The 19,646-nt window shown below is 42.0% G+C and carries 23 protein-coding genes and 1 tRNA gene; 22 read left to right on the plus strand and 2 right to left on the minus strand.

Annotation, left to right across the window (positions count from 1 at the left end; all coding sequences use genetic code 11):
* Positions 1-105: 105 nt before the first annotated feature.
* Positions 106-2,337 carry a hypothetical protein gene (locus QJ048_RS09265; protein WP_282334058.1) on the plus strand — a complete coding sequence of 744 codons (2,232 nt, stop codon included), beginning with the start codon at positions 106-108 and terminating at the stop codon, positions 2,335-2,337.
* A gap of 214 nt (positions 2,338-2,551) precedes the next feature.
* Entirely contained in the window at positions 2,552-3,136 is a 585-nt protein-coding gene (locus QJ048_RS09270) for a hypothetical protein (protein ID WP_282334059.1), read from the plus strand.
* Positions 3,137-3,386: 250 nt separating this feature from the next.
* Here the strand turns inward: QJ048_RS09270 and QJ048_RS09275 are convergent, their stop codons facing one another.
* Positions 3,387-3,755: a hypothetical protein gene (locus tag QJ048_RS09275; protein WP_282334060.1), complete on the minus strand. Its 369-nt coding sequence runs from the start codon at positions 3,753-3,755 to the stop codon at positions 3,387-3,389.
* Between the two features lie 42 nt (positions 3,756-3,797).
* Positions 3,798-4,544 (minus strand): LexA family transcriptional regulator, encoded by a 747-nt coding sequence (locus QJ048_RS09280; RefSeq protein ID WP_282334061.1) that lies wholly within the window; start codon positions 4,542-4,544, stop codon positions 3,798-3,800.
* A 133-nt stretch (positions 4,545-4,677) separates the two neighbouring features.
* Here QJ048_RS09280 and QJ048_RS09285 point away from each other — a divergent pair, with 133 nt between their 5' ends.
* The 20 genes from QJ048_RS09285 to QJ048_RS09380 all read left to right on the plus strand — a co-directional run bounded on the left by QJ048_RS09285 (position 4,678) and on the right by QJ048_RS09380 (position 19,635).
* A complete protein-coding gene (locus QJ048_RS09285; protein WP_282334062.1) occupies positions 4,678-4,917 on the plus strand; it encodes a hypothetical protein in 240 nt (79 codons plus the stop codon).
* Between the two features lie 25 nt (positions 4,918-4,942).
* The gene (locus QJ048_RS09290; protein ID WP_282334063.1) at positions 4,943-5,221 is read left to right on the plus strand and encodes a hypothetical protein; all 279 of its coding nucleotides are present in this window, start codon (positions 4,943-4,945) and stop codon (positions 5,219-5,221) included.
* Positions 5,222-5,300: 79 nt separating this feature from the next.
* Positions 5,301-5,480: a hypothetical protein gene (locus tag QJ048_RS09295; RefSeq protein ID WP_282334064.1), complete on the plus strand. Its 180-nt coding sequence runs from the start codon at positions 5,301-5,303 to the stop codon at positions 5,478-5,480.
* 103 nt (positions 5,481-5,583) lie between these two features.
* Positions 5,584-5,706 (plus strand) — tRNA-OTHER (locus QJ048_RS09300).
* Between the two features lie 123 nt (positions 5,707-5,829).
* A complete protein-coding gene (locus QJ048_RS09305; protein ID WP_282334065.1) occupies positions 5,830-6,033 on the plus strand; it encodes a hypothetical protein in 204 nt (67 codons plus the stop codon).
* 16 nt (positions 6,034-6,049) lie between these two features.
* Positions 6,050-6,439 carry a hypothetical protein gene (locus tag QJ048_RS09310; RefSeq protein ID WP_282334066.1) on the plus strand — a complete coding sequence of 130 codons (390 nt, stop codon included), beginning with the start codon at positions 6,050-6,052 and terminating at the stop codon, positions 6,437-6,439.
* 22 nt (positions 6,440-6,461) lie between these two features.
* Positions 6,462-7,469, plus strand: a complete 1,008-nt coding sequence (locus QJ048_RS09315; protein WP_282334067.1) for a hypothetical protein — start codon at positions 6,462-6,464, stop codon at positions 7,467-7,469.
* A 2-nt stretch (positions 7,470-7,471) separates the two neighbouring features.
* Positions 7,472-7,675, plus strand: coding sequence for a hypothetical protein (locus tag QJ048_RS09320; RefSeq protein WP_282334068.1), 204 nt, complete (start codon positions 7,472-7,474; stop codon positions 7,673-7,675).
* 4 nt (positions 7,676-7,679) lie between these two features.
* Positions 7,680-8,060, plus strand: a complete 381-nt coding sequence (locus QJ048_RS09325) for a single-stranded DNA-binding protein (protein WP_282334069.1) — start codon at positions 7,680-7,682, stop codon at positions 8,058-8,060.
* Between the two features lie 2 nt (positions 8,061-8,062).
* Positions 8,063-8,377: a hypothetical protein gene (locus QJ048_RS09330; RefSeq protein ID WP_282334070.1), complete on the plus strand. Its 315-nt coding sequence runs from the start codon at positions 8,063-8,065 to the stop codon at positions 8,375-8,377.
* Between the two features lie 6 nt (positions 8,378-8,383).
* Positions 8,384-8,638, plus strand: a complete 255-nt coding sequence (locus QJ048_RS09335; RefSeq protein WP_282334071.1) for a hypothetical protein — start codon at positions 8,384-8,386, stop codon at positions 8,636-8,638.
* A gap of 9 nt (positions 8,639-8,647) precedes the next feature.
* Positions 8,648-9,751 carry a hypothetical protein gene (locus QJ048_RS09340; protein WP_282334072.1) on the plus strand — a complete coding sequence of 368 codons (1,104 nt, stop codon included), beginning with the start codon at positions 8,648-8,650 and terminating at the stop codon, positions 9,749-9,751.
* A 10-nt stretch (positions 9,752-9,761) separates the two neighbouring features.
* Complete coding sequence (locus tag QJ048_RS09345) at positions 9,762-10,217, plus strand: hypothetical protein (protein ID WP_282334073.1); 456 nt, start codon at positions 9,762-9,764, stop codon at positions 10,215-10,217.
* 4 nt (positions 10,218-10,221) lie between these two features.
* Positions 10,222-12,717, plus strand: a complete 2,496-nt coding sequence (locus QJ048_RS09350) for a DNA methyltransferase (protein ID WP_282334074.1) — start codon at positions 10,222-10,224, stop codon at positions 12,715-12,717.
* A gap of 2 nt (positions 12,718-12,719) precedes the next feature.
* Positions 12,720-13,565, plus strand: a complete 846-nt coding sequence (locus QJ048_RS09355) for a hypothetical protein (RefSeq protein ID WP_282334075.1) — start codon at positions 12,720-12,722, stop codon at positions 13,563-13,565.
* A 31-nt stretch (positions 13,566-13,596) separates the two neighbouring features.
* On the plus strand, positions 13,597-14,265 hold the full coding sequence (locus QJ048_RS09360; protein WP_282334076.1) for a hypothetical protein: 669 nt from the start codon (positions 13,597-13,599) through the stop codon (positions 14,263-14,265).
* Complete coding sequence (locus QJ048_RS09365) at positions 14,237-15,766, plus strand: DNA cytosine methyltransferase (RefSeq protein WP_282334077.1); 1,530 nt, start codon at positions 14,237-14,239, stop codon at positions 15,764-15,766. Before QJ048_RS09360 ends, QJ048_RS09365 begins: the two co-directional genes overlap by 29 nt.
* A gap of 534 nt (positions 15,767-16,300) precedes the next feature.
* The gene (locus tag QJ048_RS09370) at positions 16,301-16,975 is read left to right on the plus strand and encodes a hypothetical protein (RefSeq protein ID WP_282334078.1); all 675 of its coding nucleotides are present in this window, start codon (positions 16,301-16,303) and stop codon (positions 16,973-16,975) included.
* 132 nt (positions 16,976-17,107) lie between these two features.
* A complete protein-coding gene (locus tag QJ048_RS09375; RefSeq protein WP_282334079.1) occupies positions 17,108-17,743 on the plus strand; it encodes a hypothetical protein in 636 nt (211 codons plus the stop codon).
* A complete protein-coding gene (locus tag QJ048_RS09380; protein WP_282334080.1) occupies positions 17,743-19,635 on the plus strand; it encodes a phage terminase large subunit family protein in 1,893 nt (630 codons plus the stop codon). Before QJ048_RS09375 ends, QJ048_RS09380 begins: the two co-directional genes overlap by 1 nt.
* The last annotated feature ends 11 nt before the right edge of the window (positions 19,636-19,646 follow it).

The following is a 19,646-nucleotide window of genomic DNA, read 5'->3' on the forward strand; positions in this document are numbered from 1 at the left end:
ATGTGCATTTCAGTGAGTTGATCAGCTTCGGGTATTGCACTATCAATTTCTAATTTGTACTTTTCACCAGTCTTAATCCGTCTTTTTAAACAAATCCGTTATTCCATGAAAAAGAATTTTACAAAACTTCTTTTTTTATTCCTGCTCAGCGTACCGCTGGTGGGCCTTTCCCAACTTTCCAACGGAGGCATTAATGCTTATTTTGGCATTGACGGTGATACCCGTGGCAACTTTGTAAAATATGGCCCAGTCCAAGGATTCATTTCAAGTGATGACTGGTTTTCAGGAATTGCCTCTGGCCAAAATGTCGTTGATACATCAAACGCATCGTATTACCGAAATCTTCTTTCTGCAGGAGGCAATCTGGCTTTCAACAAACTTATGCCGGTTCCACTATTTTCAAAGATAAATGGCAAATTGTGGCTTGATGGTGTGTATGGCAGGGATTACATATCTGCAAGCTCATTATTTGACTCCACCATTTTTGCATCCTCTTCAAAAAATGGAGATGATCCCAAGAACTGGACAGGCGGCATTTCTAACACTCCCGTTAAAAATGACCTTATAGATGTGCTGGCACATATGCGCAGAGACGGTCCCAGCGTTTATGATTCGCTGTGGCTTTTTACCGGCGTGTCGACTGTGGGAACAAATGGTTCACGATATTTTGATATCGAGCTTTACAAAGACTCGTTCAATTACGTGAATAACAAATTCATTTCGAAAGGTCCGAACGCGGGCCACACACAGTGGAAGTTTGATGCGGCCGGAAACATCACACAAACCGGCGACATGATCCTTGCGGTGAATTTTACTCCTGGTGCTGCGCCCGTTGTTGATGTGCGGATATGGATAAGCCGAAATACGTTTACCACCATTACCCCTAAATATTTCAACTTTGGAACTGTTCTCGATGGAGCAACAGCTTTACCGACTTATGGTTATGCGTCTATCTTGTCAAAGGCTGGAACCACAAACTTTGGAACGGGTACCTCAAACTATTCAACCACTGCGGCAAATGATACAACCTGGGCCACACCTTGGGGAACACAGACAGCTTCCGGCGGTTGGGGAATGCAATTTGAGTCACTACAGCTCGTTGAAATTGGCCTGAACCTCACGAGGATCGGAGTTGATCCGGCGCTTTACGGACTATTGAGCCCATGTACGCCTATGTTTGATGATATCTTCTTTAAGTCAAGATCATCGAACTCTTTTTCCTCCAACATGCAGGATTTTGTTGCACCTATTCAATTTGTAAAAGATCCGTTAATGGATTTCACTGTTCAGTCGGATACATTAAGATGTAATCACACAGCAGGCGCCATTACTATTACCGATCATTCAACAGTTGGAAAATATACATGGACAACAGCTGACGGTGCAGTCATTAACAGCTCAAATGCGAGTGGCTCGCAAATCACACTTGATAAACCTGGAACTTACATCGTATCAGGTTCGCCTGCCGATGGTTGTCCTCCGACAAGAGTTGATACTATTGTAATTCCTTTGGATACCTTCCCTCCTGTTGCATCTGCATATGTAGGTATAGGTGCCGACCTCGGTCACGTAAAGTTTTTTGGTGGTGATCCTGTGGCCAGCAACTATCCCACTCCGTTTGGGGGTTCCGATGGTTTGACCTGGAGCTGGGTTGGGCCAAACGGTTTTACCTCTACAACACAAAACCCTGTTAATGACACAACCTGGGGAACTTACCAACTGGTTGTTACGGAAAAAAGAAACGGATGTTCGGCTACGGTAACCCAGGATGTGATCAGGGGAATGTTTACAGTAATGTCCACCCCGAATATTCTCCTTACGGGAAAATATGCAAACAAAGCAGTTGCTATTAAATGGGAAGACAAGGGCTCAAACTATATTGACCATTACCAGATAGAAAAAAGCACTGACGGTTTTAGTTATGCAACAATAGGTTCGTTGTCTCCGGCTTCAGGAATAAATAATCAGTTTAGTTTTACGGATGTACAACCAGGCTATAAGGCAAACTGGTACCGGATCAAAGGCATACAAAAAAATGATAAAATTGCATATTCCAATACGCTAAAAATTGCAGATGGAGCAGATAGCCGATTTTATCTTATAAGAAACTCGCAAAGTCAAAACTTGTCACTGACATGCGATATAGAGGCTGATTATAATTGCAACCTGCTTATTTGCAATGTTCTTGGACAAGTGCTGATAAACAAACCTGTTCATTTGCAACGCGGATTAAATAGTATTGATCTAACATCCAATGCGTTCCAGAAAAATACTATTGGTGTTGTTGTACTATTAAAAGACAACGCAATATTGTACAGCGAAAAAACAATATTTTAAGATCAATAAACGACAATAAAGGTCGTACCCATTTTTTACATTTCTCCGAAGCTATCGACTGAAAGGTTGATAGCTTTTTTGTTAACCAGCACATGACGACACCTACCCGAATGGTCAAAATCCATTATTTAACGGTAAAATCTAAATTTTTCATAGAATTTGATCTATTTTTAAATCACCTCATTCGAACACCATTTCCTTAAAAAATTTCATTATGAAATCATCTTTCGTTATCATTATCGCATGTATGACGGTCTCTTTTTTTGCCCAGGGGCAGACTGTAAAGCCGCTAGCAGATACGACTGTCAAGCCACTAACAGATACGTTAACCAAACCTGTGGTCGACACCGCAGCTGAAGCAAAAAAGACTGCCGACAGCCTCGCTGCAGCTAAGGCTTCTCAAAACTGCTACACTAAGTGGTACGATTATATGCGCACTCACGGTGCAAAACCGGTTCCCGATGGAATACAGAAAGTTGTTATCACATTTAAAAGCGGAGAAAGTTGCCATTGCTTTATGGGGAAAATAGAAGTAGTGGGCGGCAAAATGAAAGCGCCTTTGTATGTTCAGGAAGAAAATGGAGATTTCAAAACATCTGCAGATTTTGGGAAGAAGCTAGATCCGGAGTTTGTGGCTTCAATGGGTGCCGATCTGTGGAAAATCAGCGACGGCATGAGTGCGTTGTTCCGCACTACGGACCAGGAATATGGCAGGATCTTCTTCTATGAATTCGCAAACAAAGGCAAAAGCACTAAAAAAGTTGCTCCATCTCCTGAAGAGTTAATAAAACCAGAGTAAAACATCTTAATACTTTTGCTAAAAGCTATCGAACTGAAATGTTTGATGGCTTTTTGTTTTTAAAATTGTCATACGTAGTACTACCTTGATACAACTTCGCGGCCGAACTGTAGCAATGATAAAACAAAAAAGGGACTACATTTCTGTAATCCCTTTCGAGGTCCCGAGCGGATTCGGTGAAATATTTTTTTTAATTGATTTTCAACTGTTTAATACTTAAAATATACAGGAGATTAAACATAGGTAAAACTTATTCATCCATTTTCGCGAAATCATTGATAATAAATAATCTTCCTTTTTCATCTTTAAAAACACCTGGATCGCTTTCTTTCTTGTCCGCGTCATACTGAATTTTGTATTTCCAAACGTGGTTCTGGTAGTCGTCTTTAAATTTAAAGAACATAAATGTCTGTACACGAAAATCCGTGCTGTATAATTGCGATGCTATGCATTTTGCATCTGCTTCTGTAATGTCTGCAACTAGAATATTCTTAAACCTTCCGTTATCTTGTAATACAACAAAATCTTTACAAGCAGGCTTGCTTTCGGCTTCAGATGGTGCACTTCCGCATGAGCAACATATTAATGCAAAAAACGTCGCTACGAAAAACAATTTCATAGTTTTTGATTTAGTGGTTATACATTATGAATAACCGCAATGTTACACATTTATTTCAAATTTTTTAGGAGGGGGCATATTCCAGTCCATTTTCTTTTTTACTCTCCACAATTCTTTGATGTCAGATATGTTCATTTTGTACTGAGGATAAAATTCGTCGTTGTCGCTAATCACAACAAACTCTTCCTTGCTTTTTTTGAAGAGCCGTTTTATAATAATATCATTTTCTAAAACGATCACATAAATGTAAAAATCTGCGATAGAATGCCAGTTCTCCTGGTCTACTCTCTCGCTAACACAATGATAACCTTCTTTTAAGGTAGGCTCCATACTGTCTCCTTCAATGTCAAAAATGCGATAGCGAGGGCCTCTATAGGGGAATCCGGGTATAAAAATTCTTTCCAATTGGTTTAGGTATATAGGGTCAAGAAATCTCCCTAAATATCCAGCTTTTGCCGCAATTGGAACATATGTAATCCCATCATTTTCTAAATTATGCTTCAGTTTCTCTTGCAATCTTTGCTTTGTATAGCTACTCATTGAATAGCTGCCGGAGGTGAGCTCCTTAGGAAAAGCGACAATTAAGTCTATATCTCCATTAAAAAATGAAAAAAAGTCGTAGTTGTAGTGTTTACTCAACAATGTAAGAACATCTGTTTTTGGAATAGACCCTCCCTCGTAACGCTGAATTTGCCGCATATTCATCCCTAACACTTCAGCCAACGCAGCTTGCGACTCTCCTGCCGCCTCTCGCAATTCTTTTAATTTTTTACCAAAATCGAGGTTCATTTTAAAAATATTTTAATAAAACAGCGTATAACTTAAATGTCGTGTATTTTTTCACTAAATGTCCACAAACCATTTTGAGTTACGACATTTTTGTCGGACTTTTGTATTCGAAGGCAAACAAACGTACAAAAAAATGTCCAAAGCATACAGCGATATGTCGCAAATAGAGAAGTTTTCACATGAGTTGCAGCAACTTAAGGTGGACATTACCCCTAAAGATCGAACCGAAGCAATGGCAGAGTTAGGTATTAAATCAAACTCTACTATATCAAAATACCTGAATGGCAAGCTTGCAGATCTTGACACCGCGTCAAGCTTGCTTGCATTTTTCAAGAGAAAAATTAAGGACCGCAACAAAATCTTAAACGCGTAGTAAAAACATTTTAACCCTAAACTCTATGGATTTTCAGAAGCAAATACTTCAGCGCTTAGATCGCATAGAAAGGAAACTGTCTATGCAGAATCAGCAACAAGCCAAGGCGAAGACAGTAACCTGGGTAAAGGCTCACATCATCACCACACTTACAGGATGGGATAATCAGGCAATGCGTAGAGCGAGGCAGCAAAACCTTATCAACTACCGCCGGCTTGATGAAGTTAACGGCTATGAGTACGAGCTCGAAAGCCTCAACTCAATTTTCATTAAGAATCAGCATACACAAACAATTTCAAACTGAAAATATTTAGCCTCAATATGAGGGATTGCACATTTTAAAATCCAATGCTTAGAAAACCAACAACCTTAAATCAAAAAGCATGACAGCAGTACACAACATGGAGCCAATCTTAAAAAACATCTTCTTCGGATGTGTGTTCCTGGTAGCGATCGCATACGTCTTCGCATGGGATCCTGTAACGACCAAAGAAGTTAGGAAGAGCGACAGGCGAAATAAAACGCCTAAGCCACAACCTCCGCGATACAAAAGAGTCTCATAGTAAGGTTTAATGGATATTGGTAGGCCCAGCTAGTCTTGGCAGGGCATTTAATGTGATTTTCATATGGCAAGCATAGCCCGGTTATTCTTAACGGGGCTCGAATATCGAAGAGGCGAATGGCTTACGCGTAGGTTATAAGTGCCGGTAAAGCTGGAAGTGAAAAAACTCGTAAAGTAACTACACTGAAAAGCACACCTACATGCGGGTTCGAATCCCGCCTTCGATACTTTAACACCTTAAACTCAATATCAGATGAAGTATCTATCAATGGCTAAAGAGTTAGCGATCTGTTTCATCATTGGAACGTTTTGGGGCAAAGATTCTAACTATTAAATAATCACAACACAAGATGGCTATCAGGGAGGCTTATACGCCAGAGCACGGTTCTTATCGTGGTCCATGGCTTTGTGCGCAACAAATTAACTGGCATGAGTTAAAAAAAGTGAGTACACACTATTACCCAACGAGTGCCATTCTTGCGGAAGAAGAGTTCAGCGATGATGCTGTTGTGATATTTTATATCAAATTAAAACCGAGACCAAACAAGGCTTAAAAACAAAACTAACAACATGGAAGAACAATGTCGGTTTCCTCTCTGCAAACGACATCCGGAAAAAAACGGTTACTGCATTGGCCACAGGATTTACGCATCGGGAGTAGTAGTTGAAAAGCAGAAGAAAGTGAATAAAGAGAGCGAAAAGCAGAAGGATATCAAGAAAGCATTGAAGAGCGCCTACCCTGCTTTTCTCGCAAAACGCCCTAACTGCGAAATCCAATCTCCAGTGTGCACAAAAAAAGCAACAGTTGTACATCATACACAAGGCAGAGGAAAGAACGAAGTATTGAATCAAGGTACCTGGATGGCATGTTGCGAACGATGTAACGGATGGGTTGAAGATCATCACGCAGAAGCGGAGGAAAAAGGATTTAAGAAATCACGTCACAAGAAAAAAGCTTAATCATCAATTTAAAATAAAAATCATGAATGCTACATCTCGAAAGCCCTTCATCGATATCCAAAAAGAAATAATGTCGCTTGCCGAAGCAAAAGGCGCATGCTCAGAAGGAATGGACGACGCATCTGAATCAACTAATCACGATGAAATGCTTTCAGTAATAAAAAAGCATGCAGCTTGGTTATTCATAAATAAGGTGATAGATGCGGATTGGCTAGAAGCGAATTTTTCAACGGAAGACCTTCACCGAAATCACATTTACACTTCCGGAAAGCATCAGATTTCTGTTGACACAGATGTTGCGATTTTGACATTGGGCAGCTCATCTGCTACTGTTGAGACATTGGGCAGCTCATCTGCTACTGTTAAGACATCGGACAGCTCATCTGCTACTGTTAAGACATGGGACAGCTCATCTGCTACTGTTAAGACATGGGGCAGCTCATCTGCTACTGTTGAGACATTGGGCAGCTCATCTGCTACTGTTAAGACATCGGACAGCTCATCTGCTACTGTTAAGACATGGGACAGCTCATCTGCTACTGTTAAGACATGGGGCAGCTCATCTGCTACTGTTGAGACATGGGGCAGCTCATCTGCTACTGTTGAGACATGGGACAGCTCATCTGCTACTGTTGAGACATGGGACAGCTCATCTGCTACTGTTAAGACATGGGGCAGCTCATCTGCTACTGTTGAGACATGGGGCAGCTCATCTGCTACTGTTGAGACATGGGACAGCTCATCTGCTACTGTTGAGACATGGGGCAGCTCATCTGCTACTGTTGAGACATTGGGCAGCTCATCTGCTACTGTTAAGACATGGGGCAGCTCATCTGCTACTGTTGAGACATTGGGCAGCTCATCTGCTACTGTTAAGACATGGGGCAGCTCATCTGCTACTGTTGAGACATGGGACAGCTCAAAACTCACTCATTCGCTGGGCGATGGCCCTTGCCCAATCATAAAACACCTGAATGAAAGAAAGGTGTATATCAAGACATCAAATTTCGAAATCGTACAAGTAAACTAGATATGACACTGCTTGACTTTTCCAACAAGTTTGTTTTTCAATTCCTGTTTTTCAGGCTTGCGAGAGTTATCGATGAACGAAGAGTTTATTACTCTCTGATGTTCTTCGTCATACCGCTTACAGGGTATAATAAAGACTTCAGATTTGTTGGCGGCAAAAAACAGTTTGTTCGTATCACCAAAGGTCTTGCAATTAAAAATAAATAATCTAATGATAAAGACTCAGGCCATAGGCCATTTAGGAAACGATGCCATCGTTAATGATGTAAACGGGAAGAAGGTTATCAACTTCTCAGTTGCTCACTCTACTAAATCCAAGGATCAATTCGGCAACGCGATTAACCATACGTTGTGGGTTAACTGCTCATGGTGGACAGACAAAACCAATATCGTCCCGTATTTGAAGAAAGGGACGCTCGTTTATGTGGAAGGAATCCCTTCTGTCGACTCATATCAAAACGCTCAAAATGTCGTTGTCCCTCAATTGCGCTTACGAGTTGCATCTGTTCAGCTTTTAGGATCCGGGCAAAGGTCTGATAACAATCAACCCGCACAAACAATTGATGAACCTGTAGACGATCTGCCATTCTAAGAATGTTCTGTACCCGCTGCAATATTAACTGGGCGTCCCTTTGGACAGAGTATGATCACACCGGTGATGAGCAATATGACTATTGCCCCTGTTGCAAAAGCAGTACAGACTTGGTTGACAATATAGAAGGCGCCCGATATTTCAAAACCATCACAGGTGAAATAATCAACGCGGAAACTAACGAACAGATGATGCTTCCAACTAAAGAACTACCTCCAGTCAAGAAGGAATATCTCAAACATGATTTTGTTGATCGCAAAGAAATGGAGCGCAGAGAGGATGAGGTGATTGAAGCTTACTTAAAACAATTTCAATAACTGAATATGATAAAACAACAACGAAGGATCAATGGAAAGGTTGCGGCTATTGACTATCGAACAGATAAAGCGATAACTGCCAAGCCAGCACCAAAAGTCGTAAACGAGTACACTCAAGATGATGTCAGGTACTATGACACAGACGACGGGAAAACATACTTAGCTGACGTGTATGACAGGCTATACAAAACCTGCAAGGCTAAGATAAACAAGCGGAATCATCGGGATCATATCGTTAAAAAACATTTGCGAAACTGCTAAACAATCAACATGAAAATAATCTTCAACGGCAAAAATCTGCATGCGGCTTTAAAGAAGATCGCTCCAGCCATCAACACAAACGCCATAGTGCCGGTACAAAGCTGTGTGTTAATCAAGGCATCCGGAAGCAACGCGACCCTAACAGCTTCATCTTACCATCTTAGAATTTCACATAAAATGGAATGCGACTGCAGTGGCGAAATTGAAATGGTTATCCCATATGCTGAGCTTGTTAAAATTGCGCAGCTTTCAAATGGTCCGCTTTTTATTGAACTGGTAAAAAATCAGATAGTAATTACAGTAGATGATGATGTGTTCAAAATCGGCAAGGCTGAGGATGCCTCAACCTTCGCGAAGGAATTGAACGATGCAGATGGATCAACAGTTGACGTCACAGCGGATTTCTTCTGGGCGATGACCCTGGCATCTCGCATTGTGAGCACGGCAAAAGAAGAGTTCATATTCAATAATGTCATTATCGACATTAAGGATAAAAAGCTCAATGTAGTTGGTTGCGATCGCATGAACCTGTTTCATACGTCATTTAATGTTGAAAATAAAACAAACGTTGCTTGCCTAATCAGTACAGCCTTCGTGAATGCTGTTAAGGAGTTTCAGGATGCGACTTTGACAATTACAAAAAACAACGTGATCGCCGACGCAGGAACGATTAAAGTAACAGGCATTGTCAGTGCGCACGGTGCGCCTCCCTACGACATAATTCTTTCAAGATACTATCCGGAAACATGCGTGCTATCTAAAAAAGACCTAGAAAGCTGCCTGTCCAAAATCTTTGTTTGCCAGGCATTCAACAAAATCTATACAAGCTCATTTTCTTTTTCTCCTGACAATAACAAAGCACTGTTATCATACCAAAACACTTCTTTGGGTCAAGAGGTAAGCACGGTTATTCATTTAGACAAAATACCCGAATTGCCGAAAATAGATCTGGAAGCCGGCAAGCTTCAAACACTACTAAGCTTACTGCCATCAGATACCGAAATGCTCGACATTTCAATGAAGGATCCCAAAACTGCTGTATTCATTAAACCGAGAGGCGTTGGCCATATAACGCTCATGACCATGCCGCTCGCTCAATCTGTTAACCAATAAAATAAACCATATGAGTAATGAAATCTTGATCCGTGCATTCGCGGAAAAGAAAGACGTCCTGACTGAGCTCTCAGATGAGGACCTTATGAAAGAATTAAAATCCAGAGATGTTGATGAAGATGACCTAAAGGCTGGATTAGGAATTTCAGAGAAAGCCCTTTCTGACTTCTCCTTCAAAAGTGTTGTTGAGTATGTAATTGATGATGTAGATCTGATCGAGCCAGACGACGCGACAAAGCTTTATGAGGCGATAAAGGAAGAGAATAATATCAAGTCAGACATCACGGTCCAAACTGAGTTGGACATAGTCAGAGTTTGCTTAGATAAAGGCAACCTATTGTATGTGCAGATTTTTGAGGCGGTGTTGGGATGCTTACAAAATCCAAATGTCCCAGTACTTGAATTTCTCCAGGTATTGAACGAAAGTTCCACATTAGGTGGCTTTACTCCAACTCTAAACAGCTAATACAATGAGCGAATACTTAAATTTTCTTTCATCAAAAATAAAGGTCACTGAGCAATCCGGATTTAAGGCTGATGCCAGTGACCTGCATCCCTCAACCAAGCCGCACCAGAGAGATGCAATACTTTGGGCTTTACAGCTTGGTAAGGCCGGCATCTTTAAAAAGTTCGGTTTAGGTAAGACACATGACCAGATCGAATTTCACAGGCTAATTCATAACAAGGAAGGCGGCAAGCATCTTGTTGTGGCGCCAATAGGCACCCTGCAAGAATTTACCGACAATGACGGCCCGCGTCTTGGTGTTGAATGGAGATATATTGAAGAGCAGTCCGATATCACCGATGATCATCATTTCTACATCACGAACTATGATCGTATTCGCCTTTGCAAATTCGACCTAACAGGTTTTGTATCTGTTAGCCTTGATGAAGGATCCGTATTGAGAAACATCGGCTCTGACACTACAGAGGAATTAACAAGGCAATGCGCTGGCATTCCTTACAGGCTTGTAGCAACTGCAACACCCGCTCCAAATGACTACCTCGAGCTAATCAACTATGCTCACTTCCTTGGAGTAATGGACCGCGGGCAGGCTTTGACAAGGTTCTTTAAAAGAAACAGCCTTGAAGCTGGCAACCTTACGCTTTGCGAAGGTCACGAAGATGATTTCTGGTTATGGGTTATGAGCTGGGGTTTCTTTCTTTCGCGTCCCTCAATTCTTGGATATAGCGATGAAGGCTACGCAATGCCAGAGCTCGAGGTGAATCTCCATTGTGTAGACGTTGATCGGGACAAATTTGGCGATGTAAAAGATAAGTTCGGTCGCTTACATCTGTTTGCCGATGGCGTGAAAGGTTTAGGCCAAGAGGCGAAAGTGAAACGAGTGAGCATCAATGAGCGCATGGCGAGAGTGAAAGAGCTTGTTGATAGCAGAGATGAACATTGCATCATCTGGCACACTCTGGAGGATGAACGCAAACTAATTTTAAAGCATGTGCCGCACGCGTTAGATGTTCATGGCACTATGGATAAGCAATTGCGCAAAGAAAGGATTTTAGGCTTTGCCCGTGGCGAATTCCCCATACTTGCAACAAAGCCAGAGATATCAGGATCCGGATGCAACTTCCAGCATCACTGTTCATGGAACATTTTCATGGGCATCAATCACAAGTTCGAAGACTTCATTCAAGCCATCCACAGGACGTTAAGGTTTTTGCAGCAATTCAAGGTCACAGTTGATATTGTTTACTGCAAAGAAGAACAGCATGTATTGGATGATCTTATGGCGAAGTGGAGAGCATACGACGAAATGCAAGCCAAAATGGATGAATTGATTTTGAAGTACGGTATTGATCAGCGATTGTACATCGAAACGCTTAAAAGAACTTTTGCGTGCGAAAGACAGGAGATCAACGGGAATGACTTCACTTACATCAATAACGATAACGTTCAAGAGTTTGAAAAAATTGACTCAAATCGCTTTGGTTTGTTGTTTACCAGTATTCCGTTTGGCAATCATTACGAATACACTCACCTGTACAATGATTTCGGACACAACGAGAATGATGAGAAGTTTTTCCAGCAGATGGACTATCTCACGCCTCATGTTTTCCGCACACTGCAACCAGGTAGAAACCTTGTAGTCCATGTAAAGGATCGGATCCTGTATGGTTATCAAAACGGTCTGAAAATGTACACGGTGAATCCGTTCAGTGATAAAACCGTTGCTCATTACATCAGGCACGGATTTGCTTTCATGGGCCGCAGGACCGTCAAAACCGATGTTGTGAGAGAAAACAACCAAACATATCGCTTAGGCTATAGCGAATGCTGCAAGGACAGCTCCAACAAAGGCAGTGGATCCTGTGAATACCTGCTTCTTTTCAGGAAACCACAGACCAGCAGATCAAATAGCTATGCGGATGTTCCTATTACGCATGACAAGAAAGAATACAGCCTGAGTGCATGGCAAATAGATGCCGATGGAGTCTGGAGAAGCAGCGGCAACCGGTTAGTTTCTCCACATGATCTTATTGGTTGGGGTCATAAGAAGATTATGGCCTGGTGGAAAGAGAGAAACCTTACATCTGTTTACGACTACGAGCAGCATGTTGAATACTGCAAGGCGCTACAAGATGCAAAACAGTTGCCAAAGTCATTCTCTCTAATGCCAGTTCAAAACTATGACGAAGATATCTGGACTGATGTTAATTACATGCTCGGCCTGAATGCAGAACAAATTAAACGCGGCGCTGAAGCTCACATATGCCCACTTCCTTTTGATATCGTTGACAGAGTGATTGAGTTGTATAGTAACAAAGGTGATGAGGTTGGAGACTTCTTTGGTGGTCTTGGAACGGTACCGCTCCGGGCAATGAAGAAAGGAAGGAAAGGCTTCGGTGTAGAGCTCAATCCCGAGTATTACAAATGCGCGACGGTGTATCTGCAGGAGGAAGAAGCGAAACAAAATTTACCAACCCTATTTGATTGCTTAATTGAATAAACATGGCAAAAGACCCTGCAATGCTTTGGTATTGGAATGATTGGATTGGCGGGACAATGACAATGAGTAGGTTTGAAAAAGGTTGTTACATGGATATAATGGGTGCGATGTTTAACTCTGGTCCTCTTTCATTAGAAAAAATCAAAAGAGTTCTTGGAACGGACTTCGGTCAGTCATGGCCGGCCATTCAAGGAAAATTTAAAAAAACAGACGACGATCTGTTTTTTAATGAAAGAATGGAGCTGGAAAGAGAGCGGCGCAAAACCTTTATAACCAAACAATCTGAGAACGGGAAAAAGGGAGGGAAACCCAAACGAAACCCAACCCTTAACCCAACCCTTAAGCCAAATGAAACCCAACCCTTAAGCCAAGCAATACCAATAGTAGAAAATAGAAATGAAAATACAAATGAAGGTATTCAAGGGGGTACGGGGGAAACCGAATTTAGGCCGGTTGGGATAGTTCCAGATATGGCAGAACAATTCAAATTGGAAAACCCTGAGATGTATTTCAACCAGGCAGAGGTGTTCCCTGCGGTCCGTGAAATAGCCGAAAAAATAAAAACGTGGATGAACTTGGAAGGTGCTTTTACGGATCCTTCCAACATTCCGGAAATAAAAAGCCGGTGGGCAGAACTGATACCACACGTCAAAGCTCATCAGCACTTTAGAAGCTATTCGCTGCCTCAAATCAACAAATACTTTTCAAGCATCACGCAAAGTTTTATCAATGGAAGGAAACAACAACCTGCAGTTAGCAACCAACAAGCAGGCACTAACGGTAAGTCAGCGGGAGTTATCAAGCTTGCCAACTCACTTGCGGCAAATCTCGGGCTCGCTGGCCAGTGACGAAAAAACTATCCTGGCAAAAAAATACGCCTTGCCAAGAATCTCGGCCATGGATAATGAAAAGCTTTTCCTTTCCGCACAGGCCCTGTTGGTTAAGATCGGCATCATTACCGGCTGGCAGCTTTCCGATGATGACATGTACCTAACCGTTATCACTGATCAGTTCACAAAAAAGCTTGCAGAGGAATACGGCGACATGAACACAGAAGAAATTGAATTCGCCTTTCGCACATACGGTACCGAGGTGAAAGACTGGGGAAAGCAACTCAACCTCTCGCTCATTGACGAAGTGATGAACAAGTACAGGACCAAGCGTCGACAGGTAAGCGAATTTGAGGATAGCAAAACGAAACCTTTGGACCTTCCCGCACCTCCTTTGACAGATCTCGACATGGAAGAATGGGCAACAATGACCAAAGACGCGTTTTTAAAGGGTATAGTTTCAATTGAATTACTTCCGGTGGACGTTTATGTCTACCTCGAAGAAAAAGGCGAAATAAAGCTCTCTAAAAGCGAAAAGCAAATAATCAAAAACCGAGTGACCAAGGAGGTGGAGTTTAAAATGAGAACCGACTTTCATTTTTACTCCTACCTATCAGGCAAGGACAAGGAAACGCACATTCAGAACATGTGCAGGAAAACAGTATTAGCAAACCATTTCAAGACACAACATGAAAACGAAAAAAAGAAAAGAAGCTGATCTCAGCGATATAAAAATTGGCCCGCATAATGTTGACACTGTTTTGACGGCCATCACAAAAGAGCAGGATGATCCTTTGTACCTCATCATCGATTTGTTCTGCGGCGCTGGTGGCACAACAACCGGATTTGAATTGGCAAGAGTGATGGGACGGAAAATTGCAAAGGTTATTGCTTGTGTCAACCATGATCCGTATGCAATCAAAAGCCACTGGGCCAATCATCCCTGGGTTTTGCATTTTTCTGAGGATATCAGAACGCTTGATATGGATCCGCTGATTAAAATAGTTCAACACTACCGAAAGCTTTACCCAAATGCGAAGCTCATTTTATGGGCAAGCTTGGAATGTACCAACCACAGTAAGGCGAAGGGCGGTATGTCTCGCGATGCTGATAGCAGGACCTTAGCAGAACATCTTTTCCGATATGTTGACGCCATCAGCCCTGACCATGTGCAAATTGAAAACGTTGTCGAGTTTAAAGATTGGGGTCCGTTGCAAGAAAAAGTGCATATGGGCAAAAGTGGTTACCAGGAATGTCCTTTGGAATGGAAGAAAGAAGGGAAAGGCAAAAAGGCGAAGGTTATAAGCATCAATCCTGTGTGGGTGCCAGTACCGGAATTGAAAGGCATTTACTTCAACAGCTGGAGAGAAAGAATGAATGAGCATGGCTATAGCGATGATTGGCGCGAACTGAATAGTGCAGATTTCGGAGCTTTCACCAGCAGGAATCGATTGTTTGGTATTTTTGCAAAAGATCAAGATGATATCGTTTGGCCTAAACCTACACATGCGCGGCTTCCGATTGCCCAGGATCTGTTTGGGGAAGGTCTGCAAAAGTGGAGAGCTGTTAAAGAAGTGCTCGACTTCAATGATGAAGGCGAAAGTATTTTCAATCGAAAAAAAGGCCTTTGTGACAAAACCTTGAAGGTTATACATAAGGGGCTAATAAAATCACTTAACGAAGGGGAAGAAACATTTCTATTTAAGTATTACGGAAATACAGAATCATCAAACTCTGTCAACGAGCCTGCAGGTACATTGACAACGAAGGATCGCTTTGCGAAGGTTCAAATATTCAGAAACTATAAAACTGGGTTTACGACGTCGGTAAATGATCCAGTTGGCGTGTTGTTGACTGTTCCAAAAGCTTATTTGCTGTCTTACATCCTGAATCCATCGCATGGAGGACACACAACGTCTGTAAACAATCCATGCCCTGTAATTGTCGCCAGGCAGGATAAGGCGCCATTATACCTGATAAGGGCTTTCATGGATGAAAACGGAATCGTTGATATTAAGATGCGAATGCTCGGCGTGAAAGAGCTTCTCAAAATTCAAGGTTTCCCGGATAACTACAGATTGCTGGGCAACCAAGCGGACCAAAAAAAGTTCATCGGTAACAGTGTTGTGCCTGGTGTGCCAAAAGGATGGCTTGAAGCAATGGGCGCAAGGGTGCTTTGCTCAACCAGCAACGATTTGCAATATTCAAAAGCCAGTTAACCTATCTCCCGATCTCATAACAAATATTCATAATCTCAAATCAAAAAAATAATGGACCACTCAGAAATGACAAAACCAGTTGTGTTACCAAAAGACGGAGGTCGGATCCGGAAGATTCTGGAAAAGAAGTCTTCGTACTTAAATTGGGAGAAATTGTCAGCTAATCTCAGTCGAGAGAATGGAAACGCCAAAAAACTTTATCTTTAATGGTAATAATTAGTGGTTAATATGCATAAAATACCAAGATTTATTCACGTTAAATTAAAGGTTAAAAAATCAAGAATTGAGGTTCAATATGTTGGCTCCCCGAACAATCTTTCCAGACGTTTTGAATTAAAGGACGGTCAAATAAAGTATAGTATGATTAAAGATACTTATGTTCTTGATATTGATCCAGATTCCGATATCACCAATACCACGCCTCAATAATAGCAGCTATAAAAATTATAAAAATAAATTTGGCTGCTATTTTTCGTTCGTTATCTTAGCCACGCAATCCCCTCATATTGAGTGCTGTTAAAATCAGCAATCGATATGATCATTATTTCTGTTAAAGACGCTTTAAAAACTCTCGATTCAGCAAAGGAGCAGCTTTCTGAAAGGCAGCTTAATTCTGTCATCTCAAGAGCAATAAACGAATCAATTCTTCAAGGGCGTACAGAAGCAAGAGCTTCTGTAAAATCATTATATAACATACCTCAACGGTATGTTTCTGGCATTAATGTAGATAGAGCGACGCCTGGTTTATTAATCGCAAAGCTTAATGCTAGCTCTACTCCTATTCCGATGGATGCCTTCGCGCCAAAATTCCAGACTGCAGCAAAATCATTGACGATATCAAAAAGAGGAGAACAAAAACAACGCACTTTCAAAAGAGCCAAATCAAACTATGCAGTGGGTGTTAGTATCGAGGTTGTAAAAGGCAAGCGTGAAACCGTTCCTTATGCCTTCCTTATACCAGGCGCTAAGCCACGCGTATTTGCTCGAGGTGAATACAGAAACGGCACTGCCTATGGATTTGTACAACGCAATAAGCGTGTTAATAAAGATGGTTCTGATAAGCCTGTCAAACCGTTATTAAGCATCACCACTCATGCAGCTGTAATCAATAAAGAATCATTAAACAGGATAGAAACGCGGGTTAATAGTGTATTCCCTGTCTCAATTCAAAGGAATATTGAATTCATGTTGAGCAAGGTAAGCACTTAAAGGAGTGTAAGGGGGAGGGCGGTTTGGGTCCTTAACTCGTTGACAATCATGCGGCTACCCCGAGCCGCAAAAAATCGCTAATGAAAGAAATTTTATAAGTCCGCATTTGGTAATCAATCCGCAGGTGTCAGTATGGCAGAAAATAAAGGAAAAGCTATCTCAATTAGGGCATATGCTGCGCTTTTAAAGGTTGATGAAAAGACCGTCAGAAAAGCGCGGGATGCCGGTTTGATAAAAGAAGGCTATGACCCTGAAACAAAAAAAATCTTTCCGGAGATCGCGGACAGGGAGTGGGGTTATAGTCAGGTTATTAAACCAAAAGCTGGCGTGAGCAAAGAGAAAGCTGCAAAGAAGCTTTTTGAAAAGTTCGACAACAACGATAAAGATGATTTCTCCTTTGATGCTGATGAAGATGAAAACAAATGGATGGATGAAGAAGAAATTCGGACGGGAACGCTGGTCAGTGAAATTAAGGTAACGAGTAGCTTGACTGCGCAGGAGGCAGTAAGACGGAAGCTGATCGTTGAGCTGGCCCTGGACAAAAAGAAACTGGAAGAGGCGGAAGGCATTTTAGTGAGGCGCGACGCAGTTGAGAAAGCTTTGTTCCTCCTGGGTAATGAATTAAAAAGAGCGCTGCTTGATATTCCATCAAGATGCATAGCCGATGTACTGGCATCTAAAAACGAAGTGGAAGGAATGAAAATACTCAATGATGAACTTTCCCATGTGCTTAACATATATGGACAATTAAAACAGAATTCATTTTAATGTTTGACGGCATAGGCAATATCGATTTTTCTTTAGTAGCTGCTTTTCAAAAAGGCATCACTCCGGATCCTACTATCTCATGTAGGGAATGGGCCGACACGTATCGCTTTTTGCCGTCAACATCCGCTCGACCTGGGAAATTCAGTAGCGAGTTCACTCCGTATGTTCAGGAAATCATGGAGCGCTTATCCGTGTACGATACGGCGCAAAAGGTTATCGTAAAGAAGTCCTCGCAAACGGGCCTGACCGAAACTGGTAACAACTGGCTTGGATACGTAATCGACATGGCGCCAGCTCCTTTTCTGTATGTTATGCCAACGGACATGATGATGAAGGAAACTTCAAAGAAACGTATCGCTACGATGATCGCAAGCACACCAGCGCTGAATGCAAAGATCAGTGTAGGCCGGTCGCGTGACCAATCAAACACGTTGCTTTATAAAGAATTTCCTAATGGATTCGTGAAGATGGTAGGCGCCAACTCTCCCAACGGCTTGAGTTCTGATGCGGTCCGATTCGTTTACATGGATGAGACAGACCGTTATCCAGCTTCCGTTGATGGAGAGGGGTCTGCTGAAGGTCTTGCAGAAACGCGTACAATAACTTTTGGATCTCGGAAGAAGATATTCCTAACAAGCACGCCAACACGAAAAGGCGAAAGCTTCATTGATCAGCGATTTGAGACTACTGGCCAGCGATACTACCACGTGCCATGCCCATTCTGTGGAGAGTACCAGCGGTTAGTTATTGAGCAGATCCGTTACGAGGCGGGCAACTATAAAACAGCAAAGTACGAATGCGAGCACTGTAAAGAGCTGATTGAGGAACGCTTTAAAGCACGGATGCTTAAGCAAGGGAAATGGGTGGCCAAGTATCCGGAGAGAGAAGACGGTTTAACCTACGGCTATTTCATTAACGCCCTATACTCCCCTTCTTCCTGGTACCCGTGGAGCCAACTTATTAGAGAAAGAGACGAATCAGAAAATGATATCCCCAAGAAAATTGTATTCACCAACACAAAGCTTGGTGAAGCATACGAAGAAGAGAATGGAGAGAAGCTTGATTGGGAGGGATTGTTTGAAAAGGCAATAGAGTACGAACCAAACAAGCCGTTTACTACAGTGGCATTCCTTACAGCTGGGGTCGATGTGCAAGCTGATCGATTGGAAATTGAAATAGTAGGTTGGATGAAGGGAAAAATTAGTCAGAGCGTAGATTATCGGGTGATCATCGGAGATACAAGCCAAAGTGAAGTGTGGGCTGAGCTCGGCAAGATACTTGGCCAGACTTGGATAAGAGAGGACAATGCCATCATGCCATTGCGTTTAATGGCTATAGATACGGGTTATAATACGGAAAAAGTATATGATTTTGCCCAAAAACACGGGGTTTCAAGGGTAATTCCAGTAAAAGGAAAGGATAATCTTTCTGTTTACTACTCCGCGCCACAATCCATTGATATTGCTAAGGCAGGAAAGAAAATAGGCAAGATCAAAGTGTGGGGCGTAGGGGTATCGTTGCTAAAAAGTGAACTGTATGGCCTATTGAAAAAACGCATCAATGCTGAGACCGGCGAGGTGCCTGAAGGATACTGTTATTTCCCAAAAAGAGAACCGTCATATTTCAGAGGCTTAACAGCGGAGGAACTTGTTTCCGTGGTTTCTAAAAAAGGCAGTATGAAATATGAGTGGCATAAGAAATATAAAAGGAACGAGCCCCTTGACTGCCGCAACTATGCCCGGGCTGCTGCTGCAATGATAGGGTTAGATCGCTGGAGCAATGACAGATGGGATCGCGAGCGTGATATGTACGAAATCAATGTTCCGGAAGAAATAAAACCCACAATTCAAAAGTCATCAACACCAAAAAAGAAATCGAATTTCTGGAAATAAAAAAGACTGAT

It is taken from the genome of Pinibacter soli (assembly GCF_029961145.1).
GTDB lineage: Bacteria > Bacteroidota > Bacteroidia > Chitinophagales > Chitinophagaceae > Pinibacter > Pinibacter soli.